We start from the raw sequence: 17,786 nt of genomic DNA on the forward strand, positions 1-17,786 counted from the left end.
ATGAACGCCGCGACTAAACCGGATTAGTTGAGCCAACCCACAAGCTGTTAGCTGCCCGGTAACTTCCTGCTAATACCCCATGGGAACATTTTTGTGTGCGTACTCATCGGAACCTCCGGGCGCGCGACCGTTAGAATGGCGATTATGTATTCTGCGCAATTCCTCAACTCTGTTATTAAGGCCTATGACATTCGCGGGCTGGTGGAATCCGAGATCACCACGGATTTTGTCCGCAACGTCGGTCGCGCATTCGCAGATTTCCTGAAAAACCACGGCACCGAAACCCGCGTCGCTGTCGGCCACGATATGCGCCCGTCGTCTCCGGAGTTGGCTGCAGCCTTTGCAGAAGGGGTTGCGGAATCGGGTCTGGATGTCACCGCTTTGGGGCTGGTTTCCACCGATGAGCTGTACTTTGCCGCAGGGCAGCTGGATTGCGCCGGTGCGATGTTTACGGCTTCGCACAATCCGGCCTCATATAACGGAATCAAGCTGTGTCGCGCCGGAGCCAAGCCGGTGGGGCAGGATACCGGCCTGGGAATTATCACTGATTACCTGGCACATCTTGCCGACGAGGGCGGCAACGCTTCTTCGGCCGCGGCACCGGCATCGAGCCACGGTACCGTTGACCGGCACGAAATTCTGGCCGATTATGCGCGTTACCTCAATGAATTGGTGCCACTGTCTGCCGCGCGCCCACTCGTGGTTGCCGTGGATGCCGCTAACGGCATGGCCGGGCACACAGTGCCCGCGGTTTTTGCGGACCTGCCCATCGAGATTCGTCCGCTGTATTTCGAACTTGATGGCACTTTCCCCAACCACGAGGCCAACCCGTTGGATCCGAAGAACCTGGTGGATTTGCAGCGCTTTACCGTAGAACAAGGCGCTGATGTCGGACTAGCCTTCGACGGTGATGCTGACCGCGTGTTCTTGGTGGATGAAAAAGGCCAGCCGGTTTCGCCGTCCGCGATTTGTGCATTGATCGCCGAGCGCATGCTCCAGCGCTATCCGGGGGCGACGATCATCCACAACCTGATTACCTCCAAGATGGTGCCGGAGCTAGTCGAAAAATCCGGCGGCACCGCGGTGCGCACGAAGGTCGGACACTCGTTTATCAAAGCGGAAATGGCGAAACACAATGCTGTTTTCGGTGGTGAGCATTCCGCTCATTATTATTTCAGCGAGTTTTTCAACGCCGATTCCGGCATGCTTGCCGCGCTGCACATGCTTGCGGCACTAGCTGCGCACGACGGCAGCTTGTCAGAGCTGATGGCTTCCTACCAGCACTATGCTGCCTCGGGCGAGATCAACTTTCGGGTTACTGAGCAGGCTGCCGCCCGCGACAAAGTGCGCCAGGCATTTGCGGACCGAGCTGCAGATATCGACGAATTAGACGGAATGACCGTCAACCTGCAGGCAAGCACTGCGTGGTTTAACCTGCGCGCGTCCAACACGGAGCCATTGCTGCGCCTGAACGTGGAAGCAGAAACTCCGGAACACGTCTCCGAGCTTGTCGACGAAATCTCCGCGCTGGTGTCCTAGCCGCAGTTTCACAGACCGCAGTAAACACCCCGCACTAGAAGGATTATTTTCGATCTATGCAGCCACTCCGACCGGCGATTCGCCGCTACCCGTGGGGCTCGACCACGCTGATCCCTGAGCTGGCCGGCCAACCAGCGACCGGGGATCACATCGCTGAGCTCTGGTTTGGTGCCCATACGGCTGGGCCGGCGCACGTGGTCGCGTCCGATGACACGCTGATCAGTTTGGATGATTACATCGCCGCTGATCCGCACCACCATCTGGGTGCGCGCGTGCACCAGCACGCCGATGGCCGGTTGCCGTTTATGCTGAAGCTTTTGGCTGCAGACGAGCCGTTGTCTTTGCAGGCACACCCGACTCGCGCCGAAGCCGAAGCTGGTTTTGCGCGGGAAAACGCGGCGGGGCTGGCTTTGGATGACCCACAGCGGAATTACAAAGACCCCAACCACAAGCCTGAGCTTATTGTGGCATTGACGCAGTTCCGGGCCCTGGCCGGCTTTCGCCCCATTGCTCGTACCCACGAGCTGTTCGCGGTACTCGATTGCCCTGAGCTAGCGCCCTATGTCGAGATTCTAACCAGCGCGAATTCCGCCGGTGAATCCGAACAACTGCACGCGTTGTTTCGACGTTGGGTCACGCTTGCCGACGATGTCCGCGAGGGTCTAATCCGTGCCGTCGTCGACGTGGCCAGCACAATTCTTGCCGATGATTCCGCCTGTGAGTCTGTCGCCGGATGGATTCTGGATAGCCTGCGCACTGTGGTGGACTTACAACGCCGCTACCCCGGGGATATCGGCGTATTGAGTGCATTATTGCTGCATCATGTCACGTTGGAACCGGGGCAAGCGATTTGCCTGAAATCTGGTCAGCTCCATGCCTATCTGGAAGGAATGGGCGTGGAGATCATGGCGAATTCGGATAATGTGCTGCGCGGTGGGCTCACTGAAAAACACGTTGATGTGCCAGAGCTGCTGGAAGTGCTGGATTTTTCTAGTGTGCAGGATCCTATCGTGGAACCATACAGCAGCGCTGACGGTCGGTTGCGTTATCCTGCGCATTCGGATGAATTTGTGCTGGAGCGTGTCGAATTAACCTGTGAGCAACCGACGTTGCGGTGCGAACATGATGGGCCTGCCATCGTCTTGGTTACCCGGGGTGCGGTGCGCTCTGAGGATCGCATCATTCGGCCTACCGAAGCAGTCTGGTTATCAGCAGGTGCTGCAGAAACGGAGTTTGCCGTGGCTGGCGGGGAGGCAGGCGGAGGAACAGAAACTAGCGCCGAACTTTTTATCGCCCGTACCTAGAAGCAGAATCCCCAGCAACCCCCGGCAGCGATGACTATTAAATGCAGCTACTGAGTAATTATCACGCAGCCGCTAGTGGGCCCTGAATGCAGAGCTCGAGCTGCTCAGTGCCGTAGAGCCAATGCCGGCAGAACCAGCGCCGACGAACTCGTCGACGGCGTCGCGTAATTGTTGGGCGGCCTCATTCGCTGCCGCGGTACCGCGGGCAAGTGCGTCGTGCAATTCGGCACTAGCAGGCACGTTCGCTATCTGGCCTGTCCATGCTGCAGTTCCTGCTTCGGGTTCAGGTGTTTGCTCGTTCTGGTGGAGCCGCTGGTCCTGTTGGTGCTGTTGGTCTTGTGGCGCAGTATCGTTCGGTTCGCCTGCATCGCTGGGTTGGCCTGCTTGCGCCGGGTGCACAGGTGTCCCAGCGCCAGGCTGCAAACCCGCGCGATCCAGTGTCTCATTGAGCAAAGGCTTCGGATCCAGTGTGGTGAGATCGTGGATCGCCTGTGGTACTTCTACCGGTGCTTGCTGGATACTGGCCTGCCCGGAAACGCCGTTTCTGGCGGCACCCTGGTTGGCGGTATTTGGGACGGTAACCCCAGGACCAGTGCCGTCGGCACTCGCGTCGTTGTGGCGATCTGCAGCAGGTGCTGGTTCGGCGAGCACGAGGGAATCGTTCGGTTCGTGGTTTCCAGCACCGCGCTGGCTGCCTTGCTGTTGTGGCTGTGGGCCCTCAAAGCCCCGCGGGCGGTAGACCACCGTAGGCTCGACTGGCTTGGGATCTGCTTGGATCACCGCATGCGGTGGAAGAAACGGGTCTGCAGCATCAATCTGTGCGCGGCGGGAATTTTGGGATCCGCGCGGTGTGGTGGGCAACCCGTGGGCGTCGGCAAGCGAATGCGGTGTGGATCGATTTCGCGAATGTTCCTGCGTGGCAGCGCTATTATCGTTCGCGTTCTGCCCAGCAGTGCCGCGCGTTGCTGCACCAGCGCGGGCAGTACTTTCCGAAGCACTGGTGGTTTCCGTGACGGTGGCGGTTTCGGTCTGCGTATGGCCTGCTTCGTGCACCTGCGAGGCGGTGGAGAAGTTCGCCGGGTCTGAAACCTGCCAGACTCCGAAGCCAATTGCGCCCGCAAGAAGACAGCCGCCACTGATAAAAGCGATTGCCCGGCGGGTTTCTTGGCTCATGGGACGCGCGCCCTTTCGCGTTGATTGCAACTTGATAACAAACCATAACAGCTTTATCTCAAAGTAGTAAGGGGGTGACGTCGAATCCGCGCTATTGTGAGACAACTTATATATGAGGAGCTGACGTGCCAGATATGCGGCCGTGTGTGTCAAACTAGATCAGCTGATGCAGATTGAGACAGGAGTACTCCATGACATCTTGGGATGAAGCTATTTTCACCGACGACAATAGCCAGGATTTTCTCGATGAACTCGTCGATCTTGACGACGACGACATCATCGAATCGGTTCGTGATGCATGCTTGCTCGCAGCCGGCAACGACGCCACCGAGGTAGAAGCCCACCACGGCTTGGTCGCAGCGACCATCGCAGCTATTTGGGCGGGAGCTCCGTTTTCGGCAGGCGATGCCGTTGCCGAATACCCGTTTATCCGTGAGCTGTCGGGCACAACCGACGAACAGCTCACGGAAGCAGCCGCCGAACTACTCGACGGCGTTGACGGCGACTATGACCTTGATCCGTTCTTGGAAGCCTTGTCATGATTATTGCCATCGAAGGTATCGATGGCGCAGGTAAAAACACCGTGGTTACTGCGTTGACGAAGACGCTTCGCCAACAAGGCATCGCTGTCGAGGTGTTGGCATTTCCGGACTATGACAATTCCATCCACGCCCAGCTGGCACGCGAGGCGCTTTACGGCAGGATGGGAGATCTCAGTGATTCCCCCTATGCCATGGCCACGCTTTTTGCTTTGGACCGCGCCGCGAGCCGGGACACGTTGTGGCAGTACCATGCCGGCAATCATGCCGACGCCGCCGACAACGCACGCCACAGCGATGCCGTGCTGATCCTGGACCGCTATGTGGCCTCGAGTGCCGCCTATAGCTGGGCGCGGACCGGGGAACAAGCTGTGACGGACTGGGTTGCCGAACTCGAATTTGGGCGCTTGGGGCTGCCGAAGCCCGACTTGCAGATCCTGCTGGATGTTCCCGTCGACGTGGCTGCCGCTCGCGCACAATCGCGCTCGGAGGCAGATGCCACCCGGCAGCGGGATCACTACGAACGCGACAGTGATCTACAAACCAACACGAATGCTGCTTATCACCAACTCGCGGCGTTGAATTGGGCTAGCCAATGGCTAGTCAGCGACGACATCGATAAGATAATGGCAACGATTCACACGCGCCGGGCTGAGCTAGCCCACCGTAGCGTTCCCGTAACACCACCCCCGGAGGATGAATACGACGATGGCAGCAACCATTCTGGTAGTTGATGATGACCCAGCGATCTCCGAGATGTTGACTATCGTGCTGGAATCCGAAGGTTTTCATCCCATCGCGGTGACGGACGGCAATGAGGCGGTCCCGGCGTTTCGTGAGCACGAACCGGACTTGATTTTGCTGGATTTGATGCTGCCAGGCATGAACGGCGTGGATATTTGCCGCACTATTCGCACAGAATCATCGGTGCCGATCGTCATGCTGACCGCGAAAACCGATACCGTTGACGTCGTGTTGGGGCTGGAATCGGGCGCCGACGACTACATCACGAAGCCTTTCAAACACAAGGAACTGATCGCGCGCATTCGTGCCCGCCTACGCCCGGCGGTGGCTTCGCATGACGACGCCGCGGATTCTGCAGAAAGCATCGTCATCGGTGATCTGCACATTGATACCAGTGAGCACACCGTGACGCGCAATGGTGAAGAGATCGCGCTGACCCCACTGGAGTTTGATTTGTTGCTGGAAATGTCGCGCAAGCCAGGGCAGGTGCACACTCGGGAATCGTTGCTGGAGAAGGTCTGGGGCTATAAGCACGCCTCGGATACTCGTTTGGTGAATGTGCATGTGCAGCGGCTGCGCGCGAAGATTGAAAAAGACCCGGAGGACCCGCAAATCGTGCTCACGGTGCGGGGAGTGGGCTATAAAACAGGCAAGAAGCCTGCAGCCTAGGCAGGAGGAGCGTGAAAAAGCCCGCCGCGTCTACGTCGTCTGCGCCGTCTACGTCCAGTGATCCAGCAAGCACGAACAAGGCTGCTCGTCCTGGTGGTTCGGAAAACCGCTTGCGCCACCTGCGCACGAGGATGCTGGAGTACTGGCGTTCGTCGCTGCAGGTGCGTTTGATCGTCTCGATCTTCGTGTCCTCACTGGTGGTCATGCTGGTGCTGGCTTTCGCGTTGATCTCGGTGATCACCCAGCGCCTGGTGGATCAGAAGCTCGATGTTGCCAGCCAGGAAATTGACCGTGCTCGTTTTGCCGTCGAACAGCAAATTAACGCCACCGGCTCAGCTAATAGTGTGCAAGTGCGTATCACCTCGGCGCGCGCATCTATTTCTCATTCCAGTAGTGAATCCAGTGATGCATCGGCCATCTATGACACCATCATCGTTGTCGATAACGGCGATGGCTCTTTGACGACGGCGCCAGAAGGTTTCCGTGTTCCCGCGGAGCTACGCAGGTATGTCTCTGAGGGGCACGTTTCTTATCAGTTCACCCCGGTGGAGCGTGCCGACGGCACGGTCTATGACGCGCTGCTGATTGGTTCACCGACCCAATCCGATATTCCGGGCGCTCAGGTGTATCTGGCGCTGTCGATGGAATCAGAAGCATCCACCATGGCGTTGCTACGCGGTCTGTTGTCTACTGCGGGTGTAGTCGTGCTGGTGCTGTTGGTGGGGATTGCATGGTTGGCCACCCAGCAGGTTATTGTGCCGATTCGCTCCGCGTCGCGTACTGCACAACGCTTGGCGGGCGGGCATTTGCGCGAACGCATGGTCGTCGAGGGTGAGGACGAGATGGCACGGTTAGCGATGTCGTTTAATGACATGGCCGATAAGTTGGTGCGCCAGATTAACCAGCTGGAAGAATACGGTGATTTGCAGCGTCAGTTTACTTCGGACGTTTCGCACGAATTGCGCACGCCCTTGACGACGGTGCGCATGGCCGCGGATATGATCGCTTCTGATGCAGACTCGCTGGCCCCGCACACGCGTCGTGCGACGGAGCTGATGACCCGCGAGCTCGATAAGTTCGAAGACTTATTGGGTGATCTGTTAGAGATTTCGCGGCACGATGCCGGGGTGGCTGATTTGTCTGAAACCCAGATTGATGTGCGCTCAAGCTTGGATGCTGCGTGGAACCAGGTGGAGCACTTGGCGGATAAATTAGACGTCAAGGTCTCCTTTTTTGGTCTTGACGACGCTTTGACCATCGCCGGTGATTCTCGTCGGATCGAGCGGATTTTGCGTAATTTGCTGGCTAATGCGATTGACCACTCGGAAGGCAATCCAATCCGGGTGATTGCCGGGTCGAATGAGCACGCGATTGCGGTGCTGGTTGCCGACCAAGGCGTGGGGCTCAAAGATGGCCAGGAAGATCTGGTGTTCAATCGCTTCTGGCGTGCGGATGTGTCGCGTAAACGGCATTCCGGTGGCACCGGTTTGGGATTGGCGATTGCCCGCGAGGATGCGCAGTTGCACGGCGGGATCTTGGATGCCGTTGGCGAATTAGGCGTGGGCGCGACGTTCCGGCTGGTGCTGCCACGGACCCCGCGCGGTGAGGTAGATCCGGCGCCGCTGGAGCTGGTGGTTGCACCCGATGTCCCGGAGTCAGCGACAGGCGAAAAGAGCGCGGATAGTGAGAAAACTACCAGCGCAGGGCATGAGGATGACCGTGATGATGCAGAAGATGATGCAAAATAAGCAGCGTAGGCAGCGATTCGTCGGCAAGCAGAGCCTGTATGTTGTGCGCCGTGGCGCTCTCGCGGTAGTGGTAGCCGGCAGCCTCGGGTTTGTGGCGGCGTGCAGTTCGTTGCCGCGGGATACTGGCCCGCAGGCGCTGCGCCCGTTTGAGGATTCAGCAAATCCGGACGATGACATGAATATTGGACCGACGGACGGGCAAGAACCGGATTTGTTGCTGCGGGATTTTTATCGCGCTTCGGCAAGCCCGGACGGTGACTATCGTGCGGCGAAGCGTTATCTCACCGATAATGCGAAAAGCAATTGGCAGCCACACCACGATGACATGTTGATCGTCGATCGCATCGAATTCAATACCGCGTCGGGGCCGTCGGATTCTGCGAAGCGGAAGTTTAATGTGCGCGGTACCGTCATCGGCAAGCTAGGCGATGGTGGAAAATATCTGCCCGAAGATGGTTTGTATGAGACCAGCGTGGAAATGGAACTGGTTGATAATCAGTGGCGGATTTCGTCCTTGCCGTCCGGTGTCGTGATTGAGCGGAATGAATTGCGAAACCAGTACCAGCCGCAGTCGCTGTATTTCTTTGATTCGACTGGCAGCGTGTTGGTGTCTGACCGGCGCTGGTTGTATTCGCAGCAAGAGTCGTTGGGGGCGTCACTGGCGACGATGCTGGTTGCAGGGCCGTCGTCGCGTTTGGCCCCTGCGACGAAGGATTATGTGCCGGAGGATGCCACGTTTTTGGGCATTGATGAGGGAACCTACAAGTTCTCTGGGATGTCCTCGATGAGCACTGAGCAGCGCATGCAGTTTGCCGCGCAGCTGGTGTGGACGTTGGCGACAGCTTCGGTGCCGGGCCCGTATTCGGTGTTGATCGACGATGTTCCGGTCCGCGATGGTTTAGAAACGCTGTCCACCGACGATTTTGCCGGGCTGAACCCGAAAGCCTCGTCGGATGGCGTGAGTCCGTTGTATGCGTTGGCGAATGGTTCTTTGGTGCGGGTTGCATCTGACCAGCGGGTGCCGCTTGACGACGCCGCTGGTGAGCTGACAGATGTCAGTGCCGCGGATATTGGCGTTGATGGCACGGTTGCGGTGGTGCGTTCGCGCGGTGCTGGAACGGCGCAGTCTGCTGGAGGGGGAGAATCGCAGCTGTTTGTTGGTGAGCTGGATGGAACACTGGAAGAAGCATTGTCCAGCGAATTCATCACCCGCCCAACGCTGGAGCGCGGTGGTGGCGCGGTGTGGGTAGCTACCCAGGATAAGCAGGTCGTGCGTGTGGTCCGTTCAACGACGTCCGGTGAGCTGTCCACCGATAAGGTTGATACTTCTGCGCTGGAAGAGATTGACGGCGAGATTTCTGTGCTGCGGTTGTCTAATAGTGGTGCCACAGCGGCGATGATCATCGACGGCCATGTGTATACCGGTGTTGTGCAACACACCACGACTGGTGAACGCAAGATCGTGAACGTGCATGAGATGGCCACCGAAATCGGTGGTACCGCGTTGAGTTTGGATTGGCAGCCGGATGGCTCGTTGTTGGTGGGGACGTCTGCGGCTGATACGCCGGTGTGGCGTGTAGAACAGGATGGCTCGGCGGTGTCGTCGTTGCCGTCGGGGAATGTGACTGCACCGGTGGTGGCCGTAGCGGCGTCTGGCTCAACGCTCTATATCACTGATGCGCATGCGACACTGCAGCTTCCAGCCAGTGGCAGCGAGACATCGTTCTGGCGCGAAGTACCTGGTTTGCAGGGGCAGCGTTCGGTTCCTGTGGTGGCGAATTAACTGGCTGATAACAATGGGGGGATCATGTCGAAATTTCGTCGTCACGCTGATCGCGTCGGTTTCGTCGAGCTGGTTTTACCTCGCTCGTGCGCCGGCTGTGGTGCGCCCGGACAGCTGCTGTGCCGGAATTGCCGCGTGGTACTGGCCCAGCCGCCGCGACGCATCACGCCGCGAGCTGACGTCCTCGCCCCTGTGTATAGCTGCGGTGGTTATGGAGGCCCGCACCGCGAAGTCATCTTAGAAATGAAAGAACGCAATAACCGTGCAATTCGTCCGCACATTGCTGCGGTTTTACAGGCAGCATTGGAAACCTTGCAAGCGCGCGGTGAATTCTCGCATCGGGTAATGCTTGTCCCGGCGCCTACACGAACTCGCTCTGCGAGACTACGCGGCGGTGACCCAATGACACAGTTGTGTCTGGGTAGTGGATTTCCGGTCATCGAAGCGGTATGCCTGGCGTCGTCGATGCCGGATCAGTCTGGGCTCAACCGTGACGACAGGTTGCACAACGTTCGCGGCAACGTGCAGTTGGTGCGCCCGGTACCACGCGGGGCCGAGGTGGTGGTTGTCGATGACGTGATAACCACCGGGGCAACACTGGCCGCGACCGTCGACACGCTCACGTTCGCTGGTGCGGATGTTGCTGGGTGTGTGGTTTTGGCGGCTGCATAAAGCTAGGAGGTGCTACGAGAAGCTAGGAAAGCTCTGAAAACTTTTTCCAATTAAGCGCTAATTCCCAGTCCAAACCCAGGTCAAACTAGTTCGCGGTTGATACAATAAAGGTAGAGCAACCGAGATGAAAGGGAAAGATTACAGTTATGACTTTCGACGTAAATAACGACGCTCAAGCCCCAGAAGCCCAGGTCACCATCACCGGCCGCAATGTTGAGGTGCCGGAGCACTTCGCCGAGCGCGTTAACGCAAAACTCTCCCGCATCGAAAAGCTGGACCCTACGCTGACGTTCTTCCATGTGGAGCTGAAGCAGGAGCAGAACCCTCGTCGTGAGGATCAAGGCTCCCGCATTCAGATCACCGCCACGGGCAAAGGGCACCTGCTGCGTGCTGAGGCTAAGGAAGATTCCTTCTACGCCGCTTTGGAAACCGCACTCCAGAAAATGTCCCGTAGCCTGCGTAAGGTCAAGGTTCGTCGTGAAGCCGCCAAGTCTGGCCACCGCGCACCAAAGGGTACCGGTGAGCTAGCAGCTGAGATGGTTGCAGCAGCGAAAGCTGAGGCCAAAGAACAGGCACAGCAGTCGAAGTACGATGTTGACCCATATGCTGATTCCGTTGAGGACATCGAGCCAGGCCAGGTTGTCCGCGAAAAGGAGCACGCTGCTGTTCCGATGAGCGTTGATGATGCCTTGTCCGAAATGGAACTGGTGGGACACGATTTCTACCTGTTCATCAACGCCGAAAACAACCGCCCGTCGGTGGTGTACCGTCGCCACGCCTTTGACTACGGCTTGATCTCTCTGACCGAAGGCGACGAGAGCTAATCGCTACCACAGCGAATTAACAGCTGGCGTATCGTCAGCTACCTTGCCCGCCCAGGCCGATGATTCCCAAGTGTGTTGCTCATTAACATCGGCCTAGGGCAATTTTTTGTTGCTGCGCGCGTAGAATAGCCCAGAGCAAAAACTATTCGTGATTTTAAAGGATGGCACACCTGTGTTTGGACTTTCTAAGCTTCTCCGGGCTGGCGAAGGCAAGACCGTCAAACGCCTGAAGAAAATCGCCCAAGACGTCATGGCACTCGAAGACGAGTACGCCGCACTGTCTGACGAGGCACTGAAGGACAAAACGGGCGAATTCCGGAAACGACTAGCCGACGGCGAAGACCTCAACGACATCATGCTCGAAGCATTCGCGGTGGCCCGTGAAGCCTCGTGGCGCGTGTTGGACCAGAAGCACTTCCTGGTGCAGATCATGGGCGGCGCCGCCCTGCACTTCGGCAACGTCGCAGAGATGCGCACCGGTGAGGGTAAAACCTTGACCTCCGTTCTCCCGGCCTACCTCAACGCGCTGGAAGGCAAGGGCGTCCACGTCGTCACGGTCAACGACTACCTGGCTAAGCGTGACGCCGAAATGATGGGACGTGTGCACCGCTGGCTGGGCCTGGACGTGGGCGTGATCCTTTCACAGATGCGCCCCGAAGAACGCCGCGAAGCCTATGCTGCGGACATCACCTACGGCACCAACAACGAGCTTGGCTTCGATTACCTGCGCGACAACATGGTGCGCCAGTTGAAAGACGCCGTGCAGCGCGGGCACAACTTCTGCATTGTCGACGAGGTGGACTCGATTCTTATCGACGAAGCCCGTACCCCGCTGATCATTTCCGGTCCCGTTGACGGTAGCTCGCAGTACTATTCCGTGTTCGCCCAGCTTGCACCACGCATGCGCGAAGGCAAACACTACGAAGTCGATCACCGCAAGCGCACCATCGGTATCAGTGAAGACGGCGTCGAATACGTCGAAGACCAGCTGGGTATCGACAACCTCTACGCTCCAGAGCACGCGCAGTTAGTGTCGTTTTTGAACAACGCACTGAAAGCCAAAGAGCTATTTGTGCGCGACAAGGACTACATTGTCCGCGAAGGCGAAGTCATGATCGTCGACGGCTTCACCGGCCGTGTCTTGGCTGGTCGCCGGTTCAGCGAAGGCATGCACCAGGCGATCGAGGCAAAAGAAAAAGTCGAGATCAAAAACGAAAACCAGACCTTGGCGACGGTTACGCTGCAGAACTACTTCCGTTTGTACGACAAGATCTCCGGTATGACCGGTACTGCAGAGACCGAAGCCGCCGAGCTGAACTCGATTTATAAACTGGACGTCGTTCCGATCCCGACGAACAAACCAAACCAGCGTGTGGATCACTCCGACCGCATCTACAAAACGCAGGAAGCAAAGTTCTCTGCGGTTGTGGAAGACATCGCCGAACACGTTGCTGCCGGCCAACCCGTCCTGGTGGGTACTACCTCGGTGGAACGCTCCGAATATTTGTCGCAGTTGCTCAAGCGCAAAGATATCGAGCACAACGTCCTGAACGCGAAGTACCACGAAGAAGAAGGCAATATTATTGCGCGTGCCGGCCTGCCGGGCAACGTCACCGTCGCAACGAACATGGCTGGCCGTGGTACCGACATCGTGCTGGGCGGTAACCCCGAGGTCATTCTCGATATGCGTTTGCGCCAGCGCGGCCTAGATCCTTTCGACGACGAAGAGGCCTACCAGGAAGCCTGGGACAACGAAATCGAAGACGAAAAGGCGAAAAGCAAACGCCGCGGCGACGAGGTTCGTGAATCCGGTGGCCTATACGTGCTGGGTACCGAGCGCCACGAATCCCGTCGTATCGATAACCAGTTGCGGGGTCGTTCCGGCCGCCAGGGCGACCCTGGGGAAACCCGGTTCTACCTTTCCATGCGCGATGAGCTGATGGTTCGTTTCGTCGGCCAGTCCATGGAGAACATGATGAACCGCCTCAACGTCCCAGATGACGTGCCGATTGAGGCGAAGATGGTCTCGAACTCCATCAAGGGTGCGCAGGCGATGGTAGAAAACCAGAACTTCGAGATGCGCAAAAACGTCCTGAAGTACGACGAGGTGCTCAACGAGCAGCGCAAGGTCGTCTACCAGACCCGTCACGAGATCCTGACCTCGCAGGATATTTCCAGCCACGTGCGCACGATGATCGACGACACCATCGGTGCCTATGTATCGGGTGCTACTGCCGTCGGCTACGTCGAAGACTGGGATCTCGATGAGCTCTGGAACGCCTTGAACACCCTGTATGAGCCAACGATTAGCTGGCAGGATCTGGTCGACGGCACCGAATACGGTTCCAAGGGCGAGCTCAGCGCAGACCAGCTTCGCGACGCCGTGATCGCCGATGCGCAGAAGGAATACGATGAGCTAGAAAAAGCCGTCACCGAAATCGGCGGCGATGAGCAAATGCGTAACACCGAGCGCATGATCATCCTGCCGGTCATCGACCAGAAATGGCGCGAGCACCTTTATGAGATGGACTATCTCAAAGAGGGCATCGGCTTGCGCGCTATGGCTCAGCGCGACCCGCTGGTGGAATACCAGAAGGAAGGTGGCGACATGTTCAATGCCATGAACGAGGCCATTAAGGAAGAAACCGTGCGCCAATTGTTCATGCTGCGCAAGCGCTTTGCGCAGCAGGGCGAACAGCAGACTGACCCTGGCACGCCCATCCAATCCGCCGGTGGTGGCGGTGCAACCAACAGCGTGATGGGCGGCTAGAACCCGGCGGGGTGCCGGGCTCACGCGGAAGGGTGCCGGACTGGTTAAGCAGCCAGCACCCGCAAGCTGACCAATTGTTCGTTCCCGCACACCGCGGTGAAGCCGTAGCGGGAACGGGAGTTCGCGGGCCCAATGAGTGCAGTGCCGAACAACTCCCAGCTATCCGGCTGTGTTGACGACGGCCTGCTGTGCAGTGATTTCACCGCCACTGGGCCAGATAATCTTGTGCTGGACAATCCCTTGCCGGACAATCCCTTGTTGTGTTCGGCGCGGGCCTTGCGCTGTTGCGCGCCGATATGAATGCGCACCGCTGGCCCGAAGCGTTTGGTACGGATCTGGTGCTCAGGACGCAACCCGCTTAGCACCTCCAACGCTATTTGCAGCAACGGTGCAAATTGGTGCAAAACATCGATATCGGTCTCGCTGGTATCTGGATTGCGGTCGGGCTCGTCTGGAATATATACGCGCAGGTGCGCATAACCCGGTATTGCAGCGAGCATGAAATCCCTCCCCCGGAATACTACTGAAACAGGTATTGTGTCCAGTGTGCCTGGCCGAATGCGGCCTGTGTGGAAGTATGGAGAAAAATGCCATACCTGCCCGAAAACTAGGGTAGTGCGTAGGGCAAGTAGAACGAAAAAATCGGGCAAAAGGAAGAAAATATATGCGTGGACTAATCCTGGACTACACGGGAGTATTAGACGGTTCCGAAGAAGACCAGCGTCGCTGGCGCAACCTATTAGGTGCAGCCCGCTCCAACGGTGTTGCCACCGCGATTTTGTCGAACCACCCCGGTGGGCCGGAGGCAGAATCGATCCGGGAATGGGAATATCGCGGCATCGTCGATGCTGTGCTGCTGTCCGGAGAAATTGGCATGGAAAAGCCTGAGATGGGCGCGTTCCAGCACGCCGCTGCCGCCATGGACTTGCCATTGAATGACTGCGTCATGGTCGACGACGGCATTGATAACGTGCGCGCCTCTGTCGGCTATGGCATGGTGGGCGTGCTGTATACCCAGTTCGACCGCTCCGGGGTGGAAGTGCAAGCCATTTTCGATATTGACGGAGAATTCTAAAATGCGGATTTATCTGCCCGCGACGTTCAGTTTGCTCAAACAATGCGCCGAAGACGGCGAATTCCCAGCCCAAGGCGGTTGGGCTTTCGCGGTGACCGACGCCTTGCGCGATTTTTTTGATTCTGGTGAGGAAGAAGAAATCGCCATGGTGGCCTTTGATTCTGCGGCGGAGGCTTCGCTGCGGCTGCTGACCGTCGGCGATTCTGAGCTGCCGCACCGCCGTGTGGTGATATCCGCCGATGTGCCAGATGCGTCCTGCACCCCGGACCCGGAGATGGGTGAGCCGGTGATCAAGCTGGATCCAGCCGTGATTGACGTGCGGGATTTCGCCGCTATTCACATGGATGTTGCAGATGCCGAAGAAGCCACAGCAAAAGCCATTGCACTGATCGATGCTGCTGATCTGGGCGACGAAGATGCCGAACTCGCCGTTGGCGATGCGCAAGACAACCTGATGGCTTATTACGACGCCAATGAGCTCAATGCCTTAGTGCAGCTAAGCAACTAATTTTTTCCCGGGGAATTTCGCTCGGGAACTCCGCCGCGGGATTTTCGCCCGGGGAGCCTGTAGGCCTGTAGCCCCGGGAGCTTAGTTTTCCCAGTCGACATTGCTGCGCAGCGCCTCTAGTAGGCGACGCATGGCGTCCCGCCGGTTGCGGGTGGCGGCAAGGTTGGGATCATTCTCGTCGATATCGTCGAGTGCACATTCTGGATCCGCGGGCGGGCCGCTATGTGAGCACCCACGCGGACATTCCTCGGTGATCTCATCGAGATCGTCGAAAACCTCCAACACGGTATCGGCGTCCACGTGGGCCAAACCAAACGAACGGATGCCCGGGGTATCAATCAACCAGCCAGCTGGCTGAGAAGCCCCGCGCGCGTCGGCAAGCGTTTCTGGTAGGCGTAATGCCACCGATTGCGTCGAAGTATGGCGGCCGCGTCCGATAGCAGATACCTCGCCGGTCGCCCGGTCTGCATCCGGAACCAGCCGGTTGACCAGGGTGGACTTGCCGACGCCCGAGTGGCCAATGAGCGCTGTTCGGCGTCCTGCCACCAGCTGCGAGACTTCGTCGAGCTCGTCGGAAGTTCCCGCGCACACCACCGTGATATCCAAATCGGCAAATTGTGCGGCAAACTCGCTGGGATCTGCAAGATCTGTCTTGGTCAAACACAAAATCGGTCTGATATTACCCACGAAGGCGGCGATGAGTGCGCGCTCCACAAACCCGGTGCGCGGTGGGGGATCAGCCACTGCCGTGACGATCAGCATTTGATCCGCGTTCGCGACCACGATGCGCTCATAAGGGTCAGTATCATCCGCGGTGCGCCGCAGCACAGAACTACGCTCGGCGAGTTTCACGATGCGCGCCAGGGTATCTTTTTTCCCCGAGGTGTCACCGACCACGCCGACGCGATCACCGACTTCAATCGGGGTGCGGCCGAGCTCGCGGGCGCGCATGCACACGACATCCGGGCCATCGTCCAACGCCACGGTCCAGCGGCCGCGGTCTTTGCCAATGACCATCCCGAACACCGCATCTTTGTGGCTCGGCCGGTTTTTCGTCCGCGGCTTCGAGCCTTTCCCAGGGCGGGTTTTGACGTCGGATTCGTCCCAATCTCGCCTGGCCATCTACGACACCATCTTTTCCCACATCTGGGCAAAACCCGGAAGTGTCTTTGCTGTGGTGTCGATATTTTCCACCTCGATACCGGAAACGCGCAGGCCGATGATCGCACCAGCGGTGGCCATGCGGTGATCGTGATACGAGTGCCATTGCCCGCCATGCAGCTGCGCCGGACGGATGAGCAAGCCGTCGGCACGTTCTGCACAATCGCCACCCACGCGGTTGATCTCGGTGGCTAACGCGGCCAGCCGGTCGGTCTCGTGCCCGCGCAGGTGGGCGATACCGTACAACTTTGATGGGGTGCTGGCCAGCGCTGCCAGAGCGGCGACGGTGGGGGTGAGCTCGCCGATATCTCCCATATCCAGGTCGATACCGCGCAGCTGACCGTCGGCCGGGCCAGTCACGCGCAACTCGCCAGCTGCAGTATGTTCCGCTGAATCCTGTTCTGCACTAATAAACTCGACCTCACAGCCCATTGCTTCCAAGATCGGGCGGATCTCAGCACCAGGCTGGGTAGTGGCAGCTGGCCACTGCGGGATGGTCACGGTGCCGCCGGTTACCGCAGCGGCGGCCAAAAATGGTGTGGCATTGGACAGGTCGGGCTCAATCTCCCACGTACCACCCCGGATCGGGCCTGGGTGGACGCGCCACTGGTTTTCGGACACATCCACGCGCACCCCGGCAGCACGCAGCATCTCCACGGTCATGGTGATATGCGGCATGGATGGCAAAGAATCACCAACGTGACGCACCGTCACCCCGTCGGTATAACGAGCCGCCGAGAGCAACAAACCAGAAACAAACTGCGAGGAAGCAGAAGCATCAATCTCGACGACGCCGCCAGCCGGGATACCAGAGCCGATGATGCGAAACGGCAAATGCTCGCCGTCCACCGCAATGCCAAGGGAACGCAGGCCATCCAGCAGCGGGCCAATTGGGCGGGCCCGGGCTTGTTCGTCGCCATCAACGGCCACCGTGCCGTCGGCAAGCGCCGCCAGAGGCGGCAAAAAACGCATGACCGTTCCAGCCAGACCGCAGTCGATGGTGGCGGGCTGCAGCGGGGCCGGTTCTACGGTGATGGCCTCTGGCGACTCAGTGACACCCACGCCCATCGCGCGCAAAGCCTGCGCCATCAGCTGGGTATCGCGCGAGTGCAACGGCCGCAGAATCGTCGAGGGGCGATCAGCTAAACTAGCCAGTACCAAGGCGCGATTGCTCAAAGATTTTGACCCTGGAATCGCCTGCACATGCGAAACCGGGTGCGTGGCATACGGGGCAGCCCAGAAATTGCTCATAAGCGCCATGATAATAGACAGCGCCG

Annotated in this window: 16 protein-coding genes; 12 read left to right on the plus strand and 4 right to left on the minus strand. The window is 58.5% G+C overall.

The window, feature by feature from the left end; all coding sequences use genetic code 11:
• Positions 1-144 precede the first annotated feature (144 nt).
• Together B142_RS0107795 and manA are read left to right on the plus strand one after the other, a co-directional pair.
• Positions 145-1,539 carry a phosphomannomutase/phosphoglucomutase gene (locus B142_RS0107795; protein WP_018120985.1) on the plus strand — a complete coding sequence of 465 codons (1,395 nt, stop codon included), beginning with the start codon at positions 145-147 and terminating at the stop codon, positions 1,537-1,539.
• 56 nt (positions 1,540-1,595) lie between these two features.
• Positions 1,596-2,843: a mannose-6-phosphate isomerase, class I gene (gene manA, locus B142_RS0107800; RefSeq protein ID WP_018120986.1), complete on the plus strand. Its 1,248-nt coding sequence runs from the start codon at positions 1,596-1,598 to the stop codon at positions 2,841-2,843.
• A gap of 72 nt (positions 2,844-2,915) precedes the next feature.
• Here the strand turns inward: manA and B142_RS0107805 are convergent, their stop codons facing one another.
• On the minus strand, positions 2,916-4,016 hold the full coding sequence (locus B142_RS0107805) for a hypothetical protein (protein ID WP_018120987.1): 1,101 nt from the start codon (positions 4,014-4,016) through the stop codon (positions 2,916-2,918).
• A 191-nt stretch (positions 4,017-4,207) separates the two neighbouring features.
• Here B142_RS0107805 and B142_RS0107810 point away from each other — a divergent pair, with 191 nt between their 5' ends.
• The 8 genes from B142_RS0107810 (at position 4,208) to secA (ending at position 13,765) form a co-directional block, all read left to right on the plus strand.
• Positions 4,208-4,558 (plus strand): DUF4259 domain-containing protein, encoded by a 351-nt coding sequence (locus B142_RS0107810; protein WP_018120988.1) that lies wholly within the window; start codon positions 4,208-4,210, stop codon positions 4,556-4,558.
• Positions 4,555-5,289: a dTMP kinase gene (locus B142_RS0107815; protein WP_018120989.1), complete on the plus strand. Its 735-nt coding sequence runs from the start codon at positions 4,555-4,557 to the stop codon at positions 5,287-5,289. The genes B142_RS0107810 and B142_RS0107815 overlap by 4 nt, the downstream gene beginning before the upstream one ends.
• Positions 5,264-5,968, plus strand: a complete 705-nt coding sequence (gene mtrA, locus B142_RS0107820) for an MtrAB system response regulator MtrA (RefSeq protein WP_018120990.1) — start codon at positions 5,264-5,266, stop codon at positions 5,966-5,968. Before B142_RS0107815 ends, mtrA begins: the two co-directional genes overlap by 26 nt.
• Before the next feature lie 11 nt (positions 5,969-5,979).
• On the plus strand, positions 5,980-7,716 hold the full coding sequence (gene mtrB / locus B142_RS0107825) for an MtrAB system histidine kinase MtrB (RefSeq protein ID WP_018120991.1): 1,737 nt from the start codon (positions 5,980-5,982) through the stop codon (positions 7,714-7,716).
• Positions 7,691-9,499: an MtrAB system accessory lipoprotein LpqB gene (lpqB, locus tag B142_RS0107830; protein ID WP_236658196.1), complete on the plus strand. Its 1,809-nt coding sequence runs from the start codon at positions 7,691-7,693 to the stop codon at positions 9,497-9,499. Before mtrB ends, lpqB begins: the two co-directional genes overlap by 26 nt.
• A gap of 24 nt (positions 9,500-9,523) precedes the next feature.
• Positions 9,524-10,171 carry a ComF family protein gene (locus B142_RS0107835; protein WP_018120993.1) on the plus strand — a complete coding sequence of 216 codons (648 nt, stop codon included), beginning with the start codon at positions 9,524-9,526 and terminating at the stop codon, positions 10,169-10,171.
• A gap of 146 nt (positions 10,172-10,317) precedes the next feature.
• On the plus strand, positions 10,318-10,995 hold the full coding sequence (gene hpf, locus B142_RS0107840) for a ribosome hibernation-promoting factor, HPF/YfiA family (RefSeq protein WP_018120994.1): 678 nt from the start codon (positions 10,318-10,320) through the stop codon (positions 10,993-10,995).
• A 172-nt stretch (positions 10,996-11,167) separates the two neighbouring features.
• Complete coding sequence (gene secA, locus B142_RS12275) at positions 11,168-13,765, plus strand: preprotein translocase subunit SecA (RefSeq protein WP_081604952.1); 2,598 nt, start codon at positions 11,168-11,170, stop codon at positions 13,763-13,765.
• 44 nt (positions 13,766-13,809) lie between these two features.
• Here the strand turns inward: secA and B142_RS0107850 are convergent, their stop codons facing one another.
• On the minus strand, positions 13,810-14,265 hold the full coding sequence (locus B142_RS0107850) for a hypothetical protein (protein WP_018120996.1): 456 nt from the start codon (positions 14,263-14,265) through the stop codon (positions 13,810-13,812).
• 164 nt (positions 14,266-14,429) lie between these two features.
• Between B142_RS0107850 and B142_RS0107855 the strand changes: the two genes are divergently transcribed.
• Both B142_RS0107855 and B142_RS0107860 read left to right on the plus strand, forming a co-directional pair.
• On the plus strand, positions 14,430-14,840 hold the full coding sequence (locus B142_RS0107855) for an HAD family hydrolase (RefSeq protein ID WP_018120997.1): 411 nt from the start codon (positions 14,430-14,432) through the stop codon (positions 14,838-14,840).
• Between the two features lies 1 nt (position 14,841).
• A complete protein-coding gene (locus tag B142_RS0107860) occupies positions 14,842-15,348 on the plus strand; it encodes a DUF6912 family protein (RefSeq protein ID WP_018120998.1) in 507 nt (168 codons plus the stop codon).
• Between the two features lie 81 nt (positions 15,349-15,429).
• Here the strand turns inward: B142_RS0107860 and rsgA are convergent, their stop codons facing one another.
• Positions 15,430-16,470, minus strand: coding sequence for a ribosome small subunit-dependent GTPase A (rsgA, locus tag B142_RS0107865; protein ID WP_018120999.1), 1,041 nt, complete (start codon positions 16,468-16,470; stop codon positions 15,430-15,432).
• Positions 16,471-17,760, minus strand: a complete 1,290-nt coding sequence (gene aroA / locus B142_RS0107870; RefSeq protein ID WP_026167958.1) for a 3-phosphoshikimate 1-carboxyvinyltransferase — start codon at positions 17,758-17,760, stop codon at positions 16,471-16,473.
• Between the last annotated feature and the right edge of the window lie 26 nt (positions 17,761-17,786).

Source organism: Corynebacterium propinquum DSM 44285 (genome assembly GCF_000375525.1).
In the GTDB taxonomy this organism is placed as follows: Bacteria; Actinomycetota; Actinomycetes; order Mycobacteriales; family Mycobacteriaceae; genus Corynebacterium; species Corynebacterium propinquum.

Coding starts and splice junctions, on each gene's coding strand:
- B142_RS0107795 (WP_018120985.1), top strand. CDS start 145: ATGTATTCTGCGCAATTCCTCAACTCTGTTATTAAGGCCTATGACATT.
- manA (WP_018120986.1), top strand. CDS start 1,596: ATGCAGCCACTCCGACCGGCGATTCGCCGCTACCCGTGGGGCTCGACC.
- B142_RS0107805 (WP_018120987.1), bottom strand. CDS start 4,016: ATGAGCCAAGAAACCCGCCGGGCAATCGCTTTTATCAGTGGCGGCTGT.
- B142_RS0107810 (WP_018120988.1), top strand. CDS start 4,208: ATGACATCTTGGGATGAAGCTATTTTCACCGACGACAATAGCCAGGAT.
- B142_RS0107815 (WP_018120989.1), top strand. CDS start 4,555: ATGATTATTGCCATCGAAGGTATCGATGGCGCAGGTAAAAACACCGTG.
- mtrA (WP_018120990.1), top strand. CDS start 5,264: ATGGCAGCAACCATTCTGGTAGTTGATGATGACCCAGCGATCTCCGAG.
- lpqB (WP_236658196.1), top strand. CDS start 7,691: ATGATGCAGAAGATGATGCAAAATAAGCAGCGTAGGCAGCGATTCGTC.
- B142_RS0107835 (WP_018120993.1), top strand. CDS start 9,524: ATGTCGAAATTTCGTCGTCACGCTGATCGCGTCGGTTTCGTCGAGCTG.
- hpf (WP_018120994.1), top strand. CDS start 10,318: ATGACTTTCGACGTAAATAACGACGCTCAAGCCCCAGAAGCCCAGGTC.
- B142_RS0107850 (WP_018120996.1), bottom strand. CDS start 14,265: ATGCTCGCTGCAATACCGGGTTATGCGCACCTGCGCGTATATATTCCA.
- B142_RS0107855 (WP_018120997.1), top strand. CDS start 14,430: ATGCGTGGACTAATCCTGGACTACACGGGAGTATTAGACGGTTCCGAA.
- B142_RS0107860 (WP_018120998.1), top strand. CDS start 14,842: ATGCGGATTTATCTGCCCGCGACGTTCAGTTTGCTCAAACAATGCGCC.
- rsgA (WP_018120999.1), bottom strand. CDS start 16,470: ATGGCCAGGCGAGATTGGGACGAATCCGACGTCAAAACCCGCCCTGGG.
- aroA (WP_026167958.1), bottom strand. CDS start 17,760: ATGAGCAATTTCTGGGCTGCCCCGTATGCCACGCACCCGGTTTCGCAT.